Source organism: Prevotella sp. SGI.167 (assembly GCF_050313615.1).
Taxonomy (GTDB): domain Bacteria; phylum Bacteroidota; class Bacteroidia; order Bacteroidales; family Bacteroidaceae; genus Prevotella.
On sequence record NZ_JBNPLT010000047.1, the window covers coordinates 1 to 14,905 of the forward strand.

The 14,905-nt window shown below is 34.2% G+C and carries 15 protein-coding genes; all 15 read right to left on the minus strand.

Annotation, left to right across the window (positions count from 1 at the left end; translation table 11 throughout):
- Positions 1-32: 32 nt before the first annotated feature.
- A complete protein-coding gene (locus ACQRBJ_RS14825; protein ID WP_445304077.1) occupies positions 33-575 on the minus strand; it encodes a VanZ family protein in 543 nt (180 codons plus the stop codon).
- A 6-nt stretch (positions 576-581) separates the two neighbouring features.
- Positions 582-1,235, minus strand: coding sequence for a sugar transferase (locus ACQRBJ_RS14830; RefSeq protein ID WP_445304078.1), 654 nt, complete (start codon positions 1,233-1,235; stop codon positions 582-584).
- Positions 1,236-1,495: 260 nt separating this feature from the next.
- Positions 1,496-2,209 (minus strand): nucleotidyltransferase family protein, encoded by a 714-nt coding sequence (locus ACQRBJ_RS14835; protein WP_445304079.1) that lies wholly within the window; start codon positions 2,207-2,209, stop codon positions 1,496-1,498.
- Between the two features lie 30 nt (positions 2,210-2,239).
- Positions 2,240-2,752 carry a D-glycero-alpha-D-manno-heptose-1,7-bisphosphate 7-phosphatase gene (locus ACQRBJ_RS14840; protein WP_445304080.1) on the minus strand — a complete coding sequence of 171 codons (513 nt, stop codon included), beginning with the start codon at positions 2,750-2,752 and terminating at the stop codon, positions 2,240-2,242.
- Positions 2,742-3,395: a D-sedoheptulose-7-phosphate isomerase gene (locus ACQRBJ_RS14845; protein WP_445304081.1), complete on the minus strand. Its 654-nt coding sequence runs from the start codon at positions 3,393-3,395 to the stop codon at positions 2,742-2,744. Before ACQRBJ_RS14845 ends, ACQRBJ_RS14840 begins: the two co-directional genes overlap by 11 nt.
- Before the next feature lie 8 nt (positions 3,396-3,403).
- The gene (locus tag ACQRBJ_RS14850) at positions 3,404-4,420 is read right to left on the minus strand and encodes a kinase (RefSeq protein WP_445304082.1); all 1,017 of its coding nucleotides are present in this window, start codon (positions 4,418-4,420) and stop codon (positions 3,404-3,406) included.
- Entirely contained in the window at positions 4,417-5,595 is a 1,179-nt protein-coding gene (locus tag ACQRBJ_RS14855) for a glycosyltransferase (RefSeq protein WP_445304083.1), read from the minus strand. The genes ACQRBJ_RS14850 and ACQRBJ_RS14855 overlap by 4 nt, the downstream gene beginning before the upstream one ends.
- A complete protein-coding gene (locus ACQRBJ_RS14860) occupies positions 5,580-6,350 on the minus strand; it encodes a glycosyltransferase (protein ID WP_445304084.1) in 771 nt (256 codons plus the stop codon). The genes ACQRBJ_RS14855 and ACQRBJ_RS14860 overlap by 16 nt, the downstream gene beginning before the upstream one ends.
- Positions 6,322-7,470, minus strand: a complete 1,149-nt coding sequence (locus ACQRBJ_RS14865; RefSeq protein WP_445304085.1) for an EpsG family protein — start codon at positions 7,468-7,470, stop codon at positions 6,322-6,324. The genes ACQRBJ_RS14860 and ACQRBJ_RS14865 overlap by 29 nt, the downstream gene beginning before the upstream one ends.
- Positions 7,470-8,597: a polysialyltransferase family glycosyltransferase gene (locus ACQRBJ_RS14870; protein WP_445304086.1), complete on the minus strand. Its 1,128-nt coding sequence runs from the start codon at positions 8,595-8,597 to the stop codon at positions 7,470-7,472. The genes ACQRBJ_RS14865 and ACQRBJ_RS14870 overlap by 1 nt, the downstream gene beginning before the upstream one ends.
- A complete protein-coding gene (locus tag ACQRBJ_RS14875) occupies positions 8,594-9,745 on the minus strand; it encodes a cytidylyltransferase domain-containing protein (protein WP_445304087.1) in 1,152 nt (383 codons plus the stop codon). The genes ACQRBJ_RS14870 and ACQRBJ_RS14875 overlap by 4 nt, the downstream gene beginning before the upstream one ends.
- A gap of 4 nt (positions 9,746-9,749) precedes the next feature.
- Positions 9,750-10,622, minus strand: coding sequence for an N-acetylneuraminate synthase family protein (locus ACQRBJ_RS14880; protein WP_445304088.1), 873 nt, complete (start codon positions 10,620-10,622; stop codon positions 9,750-9,752).
- 3 nt (positions 10,623-10,625) lie between these two features.
- Positions 10,626-11,774: a polysaccharide pyruvyl transferase family protein gene (locus tag ACQRBJ_RS14885; RefSeq protein WP_445304089.1), complete on the minus strand. Its 1,149-nt coding sequence runs from the start codon at positions 11,772-11,774 to the stop codon at positions 10,626-10,628.
- Positions 11,771-13,309, minus strand: a complete 1,539-nt coding sequence (locus tag ACQRBJ_RS14890; RefSeq protein ID WP_445304090.1) for an oligosaccharide flippase family protein — start codon at positions 13,307-13,309, stop codon at positions 11,771-11,773. Before ACQRBJ_RS14890 ends, ACQRBJ_RS14885 begins: the two co-directional genes overlap by 4 nt.
- A gap of 206 nt (positions 13,310-13,515) precedes the next feature.
- The gene (gene rfbA / locus ACQRBJ_RS14895; RefSeq protein WP_445304091.1) at positions 13,516-14,424 is read right to left on the minus strand and encodes a glucose-1-phosphate thymidylyltransferase RfbA; all 909 of its coding nucleotides are present in this window, start codon (positions 14,422-14,424) and stop codon (positions 13,516-13,518) included.
- Positions 14,425-14,905: the final 481 nt, after the last annotated feature.

Sequence of the window (14,905 nt, forward strand, 5' to 3'; positions counted from 1 at the left end):
GTATGGGTACGTTTTCGAAAAAAATCTTTTTTCTAAAGAGAGCCTGAGAATTTCGAAAACAAAATTCTTTTCCCTTTAAGAATTCCTAGGAATCCCAAATATCCTAGGAATGCCCCCACACTATTATGTATTACATCATCCGTTTCACAAAGCCCTTTGCAAAAGGCGAATTGTGAAACCTCAATAATCCCCGACAAGCAGATTCCCGCTAAGAGGATTTTCTTGGTTTTAAAACCAAATCCTCCAAGCAGCAATCCTATTGGCACGAAGATAGCCATATTCAACAACACTTCTATTAAGTCGGCAGGATAATCCACCCGATTCCAAATATCAAGATAGTTCCAAAATGGAATCAACTCAATATGCCGTTCCTCATGACTTGCTCTACAAATCACAGTAGAACAAAGCACCAGGAAGTAATATTCCGTAAGCAAAGCCCCAAGCACGAACCTCTTCGCCCTACCCCCTTTCATCACCAGCATCCCAATCACGATTGCTACAGAAAGCACAAGAAAGGAGATAAGCACATACTCCTCAGGAATCCGAGGATTCAGCCATTCATAAATTTCATCCATGAAGAGCTACACTTCCTCCCCTGCAAACTTTACTTTTCTACCAAGCACGGTAGCGAATATCATTTCGATATCCTTCCAGAAGGAGTAATGGCGATAGTAATAGCAGTTAAGGCGAACCTTATCAGGATATATCACCTTGTCATTATACTCAGTAGCTATCTCCTGCATAGGACGAGTATCACCCTCAGCCTGTTTCTTTGCCACATACTCAGAAATCATTTCATCCTCCAGGCGATACTTCAGCGTAGCAGGACCCGTGATCCCCGGACGAAGCTTCAGAACATCCCTATCATCTCCTTCCAGTTTATCAGCATAACCAGGAACATCAGGACGGGGACCCACGAAACTCATATTGCCAATCAGCACATCCCAAAGCTCAGGCAACTCATCAATCTTATAATGGCGAAGCTTCGCACCAAATGGAGTAATTCTACTATCACCCGCTACCGATACCGATGAACCATTATGACTCACCACCATCGAGCGGAACTTATGACATTTAAACAACTTACCGCCCTTTCCCACTCTCTTCTGAACAAAGAAAGCCGAACCTCCCGGCATCTTCTTATGAATAAGAAAAGCCACAAGCGGAAATATCCACCATATCAAAAGCAAACCGCAAAGGGATGCTACTATATCAAATAATCTTTTGAAAATCATAATTTACTCATGGAGTTATGTTGGTTTCTACTATACCTATCCCCCTACTCTTTCTCCAAACCCATAACCATATTCTAGAAAAAAGAGGAGTAAAGATAGTTTCTATAGGATACAAATAAGTCAAAAGTATGATATGAAATATTTCAAATCACAGTTTTCTATAATTGAAAGATTGCTCAAAGTATATTCTGAATTTATCTTAAAAATCATATGAATTTCCATCAAACCAAAATATTAATCAAAAATAAGCAACAATTCTATCAAGAAACTTTATTCTTATTATTAAAATAATGCTCTGCCAAATAGTAATCCTCAGGAATACCTATATCGATAAAATATCCATTTTGGATTACTCCGAACAACTTACCCAACTCACATTGAGTTTCCAAGACTTCCTTCTCAAATGAGAATTTCTCAGGAAGTTCATCAAAAACAGGATCCAACTTATTGATTATATACACACCTCCGTTGATAAGCCCCTCCTGACAAAACTCTTTCTCTTTGAACTCAACTATACGTTTATCAACTTGGTCTATGATTACACGCCCATATCGTTCAAACTTATACATTGGCTTTAAGGCTAATGTTACAGTAGAAGGATAAAGTCTATGACAATCCATAAGTTCATTGAGATTTACGTCGAAAAATGTATCTCCATTAAGAACGACAACATCACATGTCGTAGTTTTCTTCAATGCCAATTTGATACCGCCACCAGTTCCGAGAGGATGCTCCTCTACAGCATAATCAAACTCAAAAGGAAATTCATCCCTAACTTCTTCAATCCACTCTTCGATTATCTGACGAAGATATCCAACAGAGAGTATTACTCTATTTACATTGTACCTTGTTAAGTACTTGAGAAGGTACCAAAGAAAAGGTTTTCCTGCTACAGGAGCCATACATTTTGGCACCTCCTTAACTACAGAACGCAAACGTGTTCCTAGCCCACCTGCAAGTATAATTACTTCCATATTACTATGTATTTCAAATTATTAAAAAAATTAAGCCAAAACCCAATATTTTTTATTTTCTTGCTTCTTCAAAGAATCAACACAAACAAAATCAACACCGATATTTTTTGCAAAATCCCGATCTACATCACTATCTCCAATCATAAGAGTCTTAGAGATTTCCACATCAGGATAATCATGAAGTATATCGTCAAACATACCTCTTCCCGGTTTCCTTCGTATATCTTCATTGGTCAGAGAAGAACAGAAATAAATATGATCAATTCTGCCACCACTCTTCTCTATTTCTTCTACCATATGAGAATGAATAACATCAAGATCATTTTCAGTATATTTACCTTTTCCTATACCTCGCTGGTTGGTTACAATAAAAATATGCTTAAGCTGAGAACTCCATTTTGCAATTGTTTCTACAACATTAGGTATAAACTCAAAATCCTCCCAACTGCGAACATAATCACCAATTATATGAACATTGATTGTTCCATCTCGATCAAGCAGAAGCGTTTCATATTTTCTTATATCTACTTCGTTAATTTTCATTGCTAAAAAAATGTTCTTCCAGCATCATGCACAGGCAATGATATACAGGAAGGTGAAGTTCTTGAATTTTATATGTTTCAGTTTCTGGAACCTGAATACAAACATCAGCAAGCTTTGACAACTTACTTTCCTTATAGCCTGTAAGTCCAATAACAGCGATTCCTTTTGACTTAGCAGTTACAGCAGCATAAAGAACGTTCATACTGTTACCTGACGTAGAAATACCAAGGAACACATCACCTTTCTTTCCATAGCCATTAACCTGTTGAGCAAAAACCAGCACAGGCTCACTATCATTCATAAAGGCTGTTGTAAGCGAAGAATGTGCTGTCAATGTTATTGCAGGTAAAGCTCCCTGAAGATGTTGAGCAAGAGTTTTCCCAAGTTCTGAATCTATAGCCATCAATGCATCTGCCTGCTCAGCATAGACTTTACGTTTCAGCTTAAATTCTTTCATTAATTCACCCACAATGTGTTCTGAATCAGATGCAGAACCACCATTTCCGCAAACTAACAACTTATGATTATTCGCATAAGATTTTTCCAAATAATCATAAGATGTTATAATATCATTTTTGCATTCAGTAAGCAATGGATATCGTTCTATTAACGAATCCACATATCTCATAAGACTATTTTCCATACTTACATTTATTTAAGTAATATTTCTTTTCTAGGAGAATATTCAGCCGGCGCATAGTACAATACTTGCGCACCTTCACTCTCAAAATGAAAAGGCACAATCATTAATGATTCAAGAGCCTTAATAAGAGAAGGTTGCTTTTCTTTTTCACAATAAAACAACAAAAAGCCACCACCTCCAGCACCTAACAATTTGCCACCTAAAGCACCAGCTTTAATGGCTATATCATAAAGTTCATCTATAGAGCCATTACTTACCTTCGAACCTGTTCCTCTTTTCAATTTCCATGTTGTATCAAGCAATTTACCAAATTCATTAAGACTGGTATTTTTATCTGTTAAAACTTTCTCTGCTTCATCAACAAGAGCTAACATATCTAATAACTGTTTCGTCTTATCAACAGGCTTAGCGAATGTATCAGCCTGAATATCAGAAGAGAATCTCTGTACACCTGTATAAAACAGCAACAAGTTCTCATCCAACTCACGTTTACGCTTTGGATGAATGATAATAGGATGAACCTTGAATTCATTATTACTGAAATCAATACGATTAAATCCCCCATAAGCGGCGGCAACCTGATCCTGCCATCCACCATGCTCTTTCAAGACTTCACGTTCAACATATATTGCTTCCTTTGCCAAATTACGATGGCTCATCATCTTGCCTTTTAGGGCACAAAATGCATTGAGCATTCCAACAGCAAATGTAGAACTAGTCCCTAGTCCTGTGCGAGCAGGAAGATCACCTTCGTAAGTAAGGCGAATCTCATGAATATCATGCAAGCGCATACATTCACGAATTAATGGATGCTCAATTTCATCAATATTGTTCACTCTCTCAAAGCGATTGTGCACCAACTCTGAGATATAAGGATGAAATGGCGGCATATGTCGAACATTTACATAACAAAACTTGTCAAATGTAGTGGAAATAACCGCTCCACCATGTTCATTAAAGAACGCAGGTATATCCGTACCTCCTCCAAAGAAGGACATACGAAATGGTGTTTTTGTAACTATCATATTATTTTACTTTCTTTTATTATTGAGGACAAAATATTGGAAACTACTTCAAAAGAATAATTATGACGCACATAATCAAACGATTTATTACCAACTTCAATTCTGAGCTTTTTGTCTTTCAATAAGTTTATAATCTGTTGACTCATTTCTTGGGATGTATTTGCTACATAAGGCATACCTTCAGCATGGACTAAACCTTCAGAACAAACTCTTGTTGTTACTACACAACCTTTAACAGACAAACCTTCTAAGATTTTATTTTGAAGACCAGAACCAGTCAACATAGGTACAACAATAACGCTCGCATTCTTCAAATAATCCCAAACATTCTCTACAAAACCAGTTACAATAACATTTTTTGATTGCAGCTCTAGGACTTCCTTAGTAGGTCTATTTCCAACAATAAAGAATTTTACATTAGGAAAGGCATTAACGACATTAGGTAGAACTTTTTTTACAAAATATTTTGCTGCTACAACATTTGGTGCATAAAACATAGAACCGATAAAAACAATATTATCATCTGTGTTCTGTTGATCAATAATCTTCTCCGTATTAATTGAAACATAGTTCGGCATAACATGACAGCTATATTCAGCGTTTGGGAATAAGCATCTTTTATCATGTTCTGTAATAACAACACGAGTATTAAAAACTGAGGCAATTTTACGCTCGTAACGTGAACATCTTTTTGCTTCAATATAATTTAAAATTTTCCAAATACCAGAACAGTTATTTAATGATATTCTACAATTCTCAGAAATACAATCAACATAATCAAAAATGACCTTATTATTATACTTTTTAAGATATTCAGACATTCTGATTTCCATACACCAAATCAAGTCATACTCACCGACATGTTCATCTACCCATTTTTGGATTTTACCAGAGTAAAAGTAATTAACTTGCAAAGGCTTTGTATTTTTGAAAAGTCCTAGCAGAACTCTTAAAAATGCCATTTTTTTAGAAAACGGGAATCTAAAAACATTACTACAATAGTTATTCAAATCTTCAGAAAAAGCTTTTTTTTGAATCTTTTTAGATTCTATATAAGCACAATCAACTTCATAACCCAAAGAAGAAAACAAAGTTAACTTCTGAAAAACACCAATAGCAGCTCCATCAATAACCGGAATCGGCGATGCCGAACTAAAAACTAAAACTTTTGACATAACAATTTAATTTTAAATTTAACAACACGCAATATAAGATGTTTCAATATATACATTCGATAACTTATCTTATGAATTAATGAATAATTTGAAGCGTGTGAAACACTCGTATTCTGAACACGATAATCAATAAGAGGCTTATCAATATAGAGAACTCTACCCAAACTTTCCGAGATTATACCCAACCAAAAATCATGTAATTCTAACTTTTGTGGAAAAGGAAGAGCGTAAGAAAGAACATGCTTTGAAAATGCCATAGTACATCCATAGTAAGTATTGCATAAAGCTAAATAATCATTGAAATGATAATTACCTCTATATTGATTAACACCTGTAAAACGAAGTTCTTCATCACATAATCTAAAATTATGAACAACCAGGTCGCAATTCATAAGAATTCTCATACAATCTTCAACTTTTGTAGGTAACCAAAAATCATCTTGATCACTTAAAAAAATAAAATCACCTTTTGCATGTATAAGAGCATTCTGGAAATTTAAAGCAACTTTGATACTAACTTTGACATTATTATCAGGTTGCTTAAATTTAACTATCTTTATTCTATTATCTGCAAATGCCTCAACTATATTTAATGTATTATCAGTTGATCCATCATCAGATATAATTAATTCATCATTATCGCCCAACTGTTGCAAAATCGATTCGACCTGTCTTTTTATATAGCGGGAACCATTATGGGCAGCTAAACAAACTGAAATCATACCTTTAGTATTTAAAGAATTTTTTTCTTTCATTATTTATACCTTTTGTTTGAAGTTCATCAAATGTACTACGGACATAGAATAGTCTATTTTTACAATTTTCACTAAACACAGTATAATAGATACTTGTATAACCGAAATAAGTACTTACAGAATGAAACAATAGTAGATATAATAAACTTACTATAACAACCTTAGAATAATATTTCCAATTTTTTACATTAATCCTTTCTTTCAAGAAAAATGAAACAGATAATATATTAAAAATAATCATATAATCAGCTATTCGATAAAAAAAAGGGATTCCTGCAAATATTATTCTCAAGACAATAGAAAACCAAGACATGTTAATACATAATATTTTAAATTTATCATTTTCTTTATCTAACATGTACACTGGCGCTATTTCTATTATAGTCATTATTATAAAAGCAAGTCCTATTGTTCTTTTCTTAAATTCATATTCATCATAATGCTCATATAAACTATCCGTTATAAATGACAAAGAAAAGAAACTATCTATAATAAAACTAAACGCACCTATAAAATCCAACAAGAGCAATAATATAACTATAAATATTAGTTTATTTTTTTCCAATACTTTATGTTTAAAAATCGGCATCAAAATAATCAATACAATTGTTACCAATGCTGAAGTATGGAAAGTAGATGCCACAAAAATTAACACTCCTGCAAGATATAATTTATGCTTTAAAATAGATAATATTGCAAAATTAAAAAACGCAATAGCTACAGCCTGTCTTACAATATTATCAAAATTATACATACATCCTAAGCATAAGAACACAAATGTACCAATAATGGGAACACTATATTTTTTAAAAAATAAATAAAATGATGTATATATGATAGTAGAGCAAACAGCAAAAACATATATGAATCCATTCTCAAACGATGAAAATATTCTATTTAAAAACGTATATCCGTATTCAATCTTTGCTTTATCGGAAATCATATTGTAAATCGCATTATCATACATTATAAAATAATTATAATAATCTGATGTTGTATCATACCGGATTGCAGAAATAACAAAAAGAAAGAATAATGGTAGATATTGTTTCTTTTTATCGTTACGACACCATAACATCAACAATGGCGTTAATAAAACATAAATAAACAGAAATGTCATTAGCTTATTGCATTAATATTATTTAATAATTCTATTATTGATGTAGGGGATTCTATATAAGAACCAAAGACCTTGCGAAAAGAATACACTTCATCTTTATATGTTCCAATTTTATTTATATTCAACATTTGTGACACATCAAAGGACGGTATACCCGCCAATAATTTACTAGTAACCAATGTTGTACTAGAAATACTAATTACAGCACGGGGTCTTATTGTAGCATTTAACAATACACTTTCCAAAGAAATTTTACCAACCGGCATTATCTCTACATCTCCATAAAGAGCACAAAAATTTAAATCACGTGGATGTGGTTTAAATATCACAGAATAACCATTTTTTTCAAATTCCGTTTTTATAGATTTTATTAATCTTACATCTTCAGAATCAACAATTTCTTTTCTACACCATGCTGTTGTACATATCAAAATACACTTTTTTGCAAAACATATATTATTTTTACTTACACAACTTATGCTATTACGTATTTCATGAACATAAAAAGGAATTATTACTTGATTAGGGATAAGCCGTCCATTTCTATAAAGAAACAACTGAGTATTAAAAACCATGCATTTGCTTTCAATTTTTTTTCTTCCCCACCCATATACAATATGTTTAAGATAAAGATTAAGTAATTTCTCTTTAAGATTAGTTGATTCAATAGAGAAAGGAAAATACGTCGCTACACCTTCATCATATACACAATGTATGATTTCAATATTTTTTAAAGACTTGCTTACGATTTCACTAATATAAGCATTTTCAACTCTTGGTACTACCAAATAAAATGCACACTTATCTTTTGCATCTTCATGCGGTTTTAAAACATACAAAAAAGAATAAAATATTTTTACTATTCTTTGCAAAAAAGATATATTTCGGTCATCTATAGTAACCACGCTTATTCCTTCAATATAAGGTATATCATCTTTTTTTATGCAATAACCTGTAACGGCATGAGGAGTTATAAAGATAGTACCGATCAAATTAACGTTTTGACTTTTCAAATATTTTATACTAGCCAATAACCCGTGTATATGCCAAGGAGTAGTAACAACACCAAAAAAATTGGTAGTATTAGTTAACGAATGTTTAATCGCTTCTTTTAAACTTAGAATCATGCTATTATCATGTTTATAAATTCTCTAACACACCCATCACCTCCTTTTTTTGTCATGACATGAATAAATGACAAGTCTTTTATCTTGCTATCGGCATCCGCAGGACATGCAGCCAAGCCAACCAACGACAATAAATCCACACAGTTAATATCATCGCCAATATATGCTACTTCATCAAAAGTAATTCCAAGTTCTTCGCAAATTTCCTTAGCTACAGATACCTTTCCTTCACCACGTTTACCTTGGTAGATAAAATCTATCTTTAACTTTTCAGCTCTTCGGTGATTCAAACTTCTATCCTCACTAGTGATGATGGCTGTTTTTATACCAGCCTTACGCAAAAGATCAAAGCCCATACCGTCACGGGTATTGAATTTCTTCAATTCATCTCCATTCTCAGAATAATACATACCTCCATCAGTAAGTGTACCATCTATATCAGATATAAACAGCTTGATTTTACTATTTACCTTTTGGGATAGAATATGTTTGCGCATCAAGTTCTCTAAAACAATCCAGTCATCTGGCTCATCAATCTCTGTTGCGGTATATTCTGGCATTTCATAGATACCAATCTTACCACTCAGACGATTCCCACTCTCTTTCACATTACCAACAATATTGATATAGAAAGCTCCATTCTCCATCAACATGCCATTGAAATTCTGACGACGAGGACGATTACGATAGTCATAGTTCATACTTGTGCCATCCTCATTCCAAAAAAAACGGTAATTACGTACACAAGTTATAATGGAATCATATTCATGCTTAGAATACAACTGCAATGCTTCCGTAAAATGAACAGACTCTGTCAATGGAGAAGTTGCCTGTACTAACATGAAGATATCATCATCAGGCAATTGAGCATAGTTTATATACTCTAACATCACGCTTTCTGTAGAAGCTGTGTCACAAGCATTTTCTGCAGAACGACGATAGAGTATTGTCTTTTTGTAATTTTGCTTTTCAACAGTATTCCATATTTCATCAGAATCTGTAGCCACTATCACTTCATCAACCATTGGACAATTTTCTAAAGCCTCAATATTCCAACATACAAGAGGCTTTCCACAAAACAACTTAATGTTTTTAAGAGGGATGGATTTACTACCACCCCTCACAGGTATAAATGCAATTGTTTTCATTAGTCTACCATTTAACTTGATTTTTCTTCAATTTATTTCTTTGAACCTTCTCTATATCAAGAATATCCTCCTTTTTATAGGTCAACGCTTTTGCCACCGCACGACAATCTCGAGCCAACTTTCTTACACCATCAGGTTCCAAAGAAGCAGCATGATCTGTACCCTTCCATGTTCTATCAAGCGTATAATGACGCTCTATCCACTCTGCTCCCAAAGCAACAGCAGCGCTATCAACAGCAATTCCCAAATGGTGTCCAGAGAAACCTATAGCTTTTACTCTGTCTGCATACAACTCTCGTAGACGTGTCAACTCAAGCAAACAAATATCCTCAAATGGAACAGGATATCCAGAAGTACAATCATAGATAACCAAATCCTTATTACGACCTTTCTCCTCGAAGAACTTGATAATCTGCTCTTCCTCATCTCTTGAGGTCATACCAAAAGAAAGGTGTATCTCGCCTCCAAACTCATCACAAAGATAAGATAAGAGCGGTTTGTTGAGATTGCAAGCTGATGGTACCTTGATAAGATTTGGATGCAAAGTACAGATTTCTTTAGCTGAAGTCACATCCCATACCGAAGTGGAATACTCTACACCAAACTCATTACACCACTCTTGCAACTGCTTGTGTTGGTCGAGATTAAACTCCAAGAACTCGCGATGTGCTCCATATGTTGGCCCATAGGAATTCTCTGGATGTGGATGGGGAGCATTGTACTCTTCTGGAGTCAGCAACTCCTTGTTACAACGCTTCTGAAACTTAACAACATCAACCTTGCAATAGGTTGCAGCTGTCATTATCAACTCTTTAGCGATTGCCATATCACCCTTGTGATTGCAACCAATTTCTGCGATAATTTTTGGACTATTCATTTTTTATTTGATAATATTTCTAATAAACTTTATATTTTGTTTTGTAACTTCCCATAAATTCTCCTGAGCATCTTTTATAGCTTGAATTCTGTCTGTATAATTATAATATGCATCTAGCACCTCTGACAAGAGTCTATCTTCAAAATTAACATCAAGAACATCGGCTCCCCAATTAGGATGTCCAATATCATCAAGAAACCACTGCATTTTATCATGCGAAATGATAGATACAATAGCTGTTTGGCATCCAAAAGGTATCATTTGGGCATGACCTCTCATTCCAACCACTACTCGAGGACATGCATACGCCGAAACAATGTCTTCAACTTTAACCAAATTAACAACTTCATACGGTACATTGTACAATTTCAAGTATTCTTCTATCTCTAAATCCGGCTTCATATGGGCATAAACTTTTATCTTTGTGATTTTCGATAATTTCAGCATGACTTTCGCTATTGAATTTAGATAATCAACAGAAGAACTACGAAGTTTTTTTCTATCAAAAGCACAATTTAATGCAATAAAATCATCCTTTTTAGAATAATCAACAAATGTTGGATATACTTTAGAAGTTAAAGTTGTCATACAAGGTTGATAGACTAACTTTGCCTTGAGATTATCATTTTTCAAATAACCAGAAAGTTTAACTATGCTACCTTTATTTCGAATTCCTACAAAAGAGGCTTTTTCTACGAATTTATTTAGATGTTCCGTAAAAATCGGTTTAAAATCCTCTTGACCTCTAAATCTATTATACCCCAAAGCAAATGCTATAATTGGACACTTAATTTGATCCAAAGCTTCAATGCTACAATTCCATTGCCATCCACTAGTTTCATTAGGACAAGTATCAGACAAGAAAAGTCCTCCACCACCTATAACTATGTAATCTTTCTCATTATAAAATCGAATATCACGAGAAGTTACTCTACTATGAACATCTTCATCTATCCATTTTCGAACTCCTATTAAATTATTAAATAAATCCCTTAAAACAACAGGTAAATAAGTGTCACCCGCATTACCATAAGAAAATGCAGAAATATGTACAACGACACTATCACCTTTCGGGATATACTCTACTAAATGAGGTACTTTTTGAAATCTTCGTACCACTCTAAAAAACATATTTTTAAAACTACTAATCATATTTTTTTTATTTTAGTTAATATAATATTATTTATTGTTTTCTTCTCCCCAGACGCAATACCAAAGAAATAGATTACAAAAATCGTAAAAGTCATCAAAAGCAAACAACGAGTTACTAACATTTCAATACCTTCACCTATGAATATCTTTTTGGTTATCCAAAAACCTATTAGCCCTCCACAAAAAGTAACTAATATTATTTTTAAAATTACCTTCTTTAAATATTCAAATATAGACAATCTGAATTCTTTTTTACAAATCATTAATCTCGGTATAAAGCAAGCCACAAGAAGGAATATGCTTGTATACATAGTAAACTCTGGTCCATATCCATTTTTTAGCAGGATGTATGATATAGGAAGATTTAGTAAATAACACCCTGATACTATAATCTGATATGTTTTAATTCTACCTGTTGCTTGTAAGGCGTTAACCAAAGGATAATTTAATACCTCTAACAAAGCATTGACTATAATAAGTCTAACAAATAAGGCAGAACCAACCGGTGGCTTCTTGAGCCAAAGAAACAATATACCTTCCGTTTCAAATAGAATAGGAAGAGCTAAGATAAACAGAAGATAATATGCGAATTTTGAACTCATAAAAATAAGTTCAAACATTTGAACGACAGCTCCAGCAGAATATCTTTTAATTATTTGAGGTCTAACTGCTGTATAAAAACTATTCGTAAAGTTTGTCAAAGCAGCATTAACACTAAATGCGATTCCTCGTGCAGCATTAACAATAGGGTTAAAAAACACATTGAGCAACACATTAATCCCTTCACTCCTCAATACATTCGAAATTGCACCTATTATATTCCACCACGCAAATGAAAACATATCTTTTAATCGATTTTTATCGAAAAAAAGCATGTATCGACTTTCTTCAAATTTATATATACAATACAATACATAGCAACAACTAGAAATCAGAGTAGAAATAAAGATTAATATAGCATACAAAATTAATTTATCTTCTTTAGTCAATGGTAAAATAAATACTATTAAAAGTTTTAATATTGCATCTATCAAACTGACGTATGCATATATATCCATTTTTTCTCTCGCTATAATTACTGACAGATAAGGTGTTGACAATATATTTGTTAAAAATGCCAAAAAAGAACATTGCAACACCCAATTGGCAGCTACAATTCTCACAGATGGTATATTCATCTTAGTGTTCAAAAACCATAAAGCTATGGTTTCACACAATACAAAAACAAATATAGCTATAATAACATATGAAAGAGCTATTAAACTGAAAGTTTCTTTTAATCTTAATTTATTATCCTTCGCTAAATCTACAGAAAGATATCTCTGAGATGCAGAAGCCATAGTTGAAGACAAAAATGAAAACATAATAACAATCCCACCAACTACATTATATATACCAAAATCTTCTTCTCCTAAAGTATTTAGTACAATTCGACTTGTATATAAAGATACAATAATAATAATAATCTGTCTTATATAAAGTAATATTGTATTTTTTGCTATTCTCGAATTATTTATTATTAATTTATTATCCATGATAAAGAACAAATACTTTCTCTTTAATTCCCGATTACAAACTTGCTATCTAGCAGAACCTCTAAAAGACTTTAAAAGTATGCACAAATATAGTAAAATTTTAAATGTACAACATATAATATAAAAGAGAGATAGATGAGTTTGAGAACAGAGCGAAAAGTAGCTCATAAAAATGCTCTTATCCTCTCCCTCACCTATCTTATATTTCAATATTCTAAATTCTTCTTAAATGTTCCTTCAGTTTCATTAAGTATAGAAAGTAGATATTTACCATAGTCGTTCTTCAACATAGGCTGTGCATTCTCTTTCAGTTGCTCTGCAGAAATCCATCCCTGACGATAGGCGATACCCTCCAGGCATGCCACCTTCACCCCCTGGCGCTTCTCCAAAACTTCAATAAAGGTAGATGCTTCTGAAAGAGAATCATGAGTTCCGGTATCAAGCCAGGCGAATCCTCTCGCCATGGTCTGTACTTTCAGCTGCTTATCCTTCAGGAACTCCTGATTGACTGTAGTGATTTCCAATTCTCCACGAGCGGATGGCTTAATATGCTTGGCTACTTCCACTACCTTGTTAGGATAGAAGTACAAGCCTACCACAGCATAGTTGCTCTTTGGATGTTCAGGCTTCTCTTCAATGCTCAGACAATTGCCTTGCTCATCAAACTCAGCGACTCCATATCGCTCTGGATCACTTACACGATAGCCAAAAACGGTAGCCTTGTTATTCTGTTCAGCATCTGCAACTGCCTGATGCAGCATCTGATTTAATCCTGCACCATAGAAGATATTATCGCCTAATACAAGGCAAGCAGAATCATTACCAATGAATTTCTCTCCGATAATGAAAGCTTGGGCTAAGCCATCTGGTGATGGCTGCTCAGCGTACTCGAACTTGACGCCGAACTGGCTTCCATCGCCTAAGAGGCGTTTGAAGCCTGGCAAATCAAATGGTGTTGAGATAATAAGTATCTCACGGATACCTGCCAACATCAATACCGAGATAGGATAATATATCATCGGTTTATCAAAGATTGGAATCAGCTGCTTGCTGATACCTTTCGTGATGGGGTACAAGCGTGTTCCGCTACCACCTGCTAATACTATTCCTTTCATATAATTATTATTTATTAATCAATAACACTGGTCGAAAACCTACCCGTCCTTCCTTACCGTTAAGGAAGGCTCCACCTCTCATCTCGGTCTTCTCTCCTCAGGCGAGAAGAAGGAAACCGCCCTTAGTGCTATGGCTGCCCCACCGGTCCCTCCCCAGCGGGAGGGTCCTTACCCTATACCCAAGCCCTAAATCCCTACCATAGGGATTAGGGATGTAACCGCCCTCCGGTGCTCAGAACCGCTACGCTATAAGGTTGGCGGACCATCAAAGGTCTTCGCCAAGTTGTGCGGGATGGGACCGCCTTAAATGCAACAGCAAACGTTAGTTTGTAAATCACCGTTAGAACGTAACTACTGATTTTCAGCAGTTAGCACATCCAACAATTTTTCAAAAAAAAGCATATTATTAATTGGTATTGCCAGAGCTGCCAATTAGGCAGCCTTGACATTCACCTTTTTGTTCGAGTTATAATTACATGGA

Coding starts and splice junctions, on each gene's coding strand:
- ACQRBJ_RS14845 (WP_445304081.1), bottom strand. CDS start 3,395: ATGGAAAATAGTCTTATGAGATATGTGGATTCGTTAATAGAACGATAT.
- ACQRBJ_RS14865 (WP_445304085.1), bottom strand. CDS start 7,470: ATGACATTTCTGTTTATTTATGTTTTATTAACGCCATTGTTGATGTTA.
- ACQRBJ_RS14855 (WP_445304083.1), bottom strand. CDS start 5,595: ATGTCAAAAGTTTTAGTTTTTAGTTCGGCATCGCCGATTCCGGTTATT.
- rfbA (WP_445304091.1), bottom strand. CDS start 14,424: ATGAAAGGAATAGTATTAGCAGGTGGTAGCGGAACACGCTTGTACCCC.
- ACQRBJ_RS14890 (WP_445304090.1), bottom strand. CDS start 13,309: ATGGATAATAAATTAATAATAAATAATTCGAGAATAGCAAAAAATACA.
- ACQRBJ_RS14860 (WP_445304084.1), bottom strand. CDS start 6,350: ATGAAAGAAAAAAATTCTTTAAATACTAAAGGTATGATTTCAGTTTGT.
- ACQRBJ_RS14830 (WP_445304078.1), bottom strand. CDS start 1,235: ATGATTTTCAAAAGATTATTTGATATAGTAGCATCCCTTTGCGGTTTG.
- ACQRBJ_RS14880 (WP_445304088.1), bottom strand. CDS start 10,622: ATGAATAGTCCAAAAATTATCGCAGAAATTGGTTGCAATCACAAGGGT.
- ACQRBJ_RS14875 (WP_445304087.1), bottom strand. CDS start 9,745: ATGAAAACAATTGCATTTATACCTGTGAGGGGTGGTAGTAAATCCATC.
- ACQRBJ_RS14825 (WP_445304077.1), bottom strand. CDS start 575: ATGGATGAAATTTATGAATGGCTGAATCCTCGGATTCCTGAGGAGTAT.
- ACQRBJ_RS14870 (WP_445304086.1), bottom strand. CDS start 8,597: ATGATTCTAAGTTTAAAAGAAGCGATTAAACATTCGTTAACTAATACT.
- ACQRBJ_RS14835 (WP_445304079.1), bottom strand. CDS start 2,209: ATGGAAGTAATTATACTTGCAGGTGGGCTAGGAACACGTTTGCGTTCT.
- ACQRBJ_RS14885 (WP_445304089.1), bottom strand. CDS start 11,774: ATGATTAGTAGTTTTAAAAATATGTTTTTTAGAGTGGTACGAAGATTT.
- ACQRBJ_RS14850 (WP_445304082.1), bottom strand. CDS start 4,420: ATGATAGTTACAAAAACACCATTTCGTATGTCCTTCTTTGGAGGAGGT.
- ACQRBJ_RS14840 (WP_445304080.1), bottom strand. CDS start 2,752: ATGAAAATTAACGAAGTAGATATAAGAAAATATGAAACGCTTCTGCTT.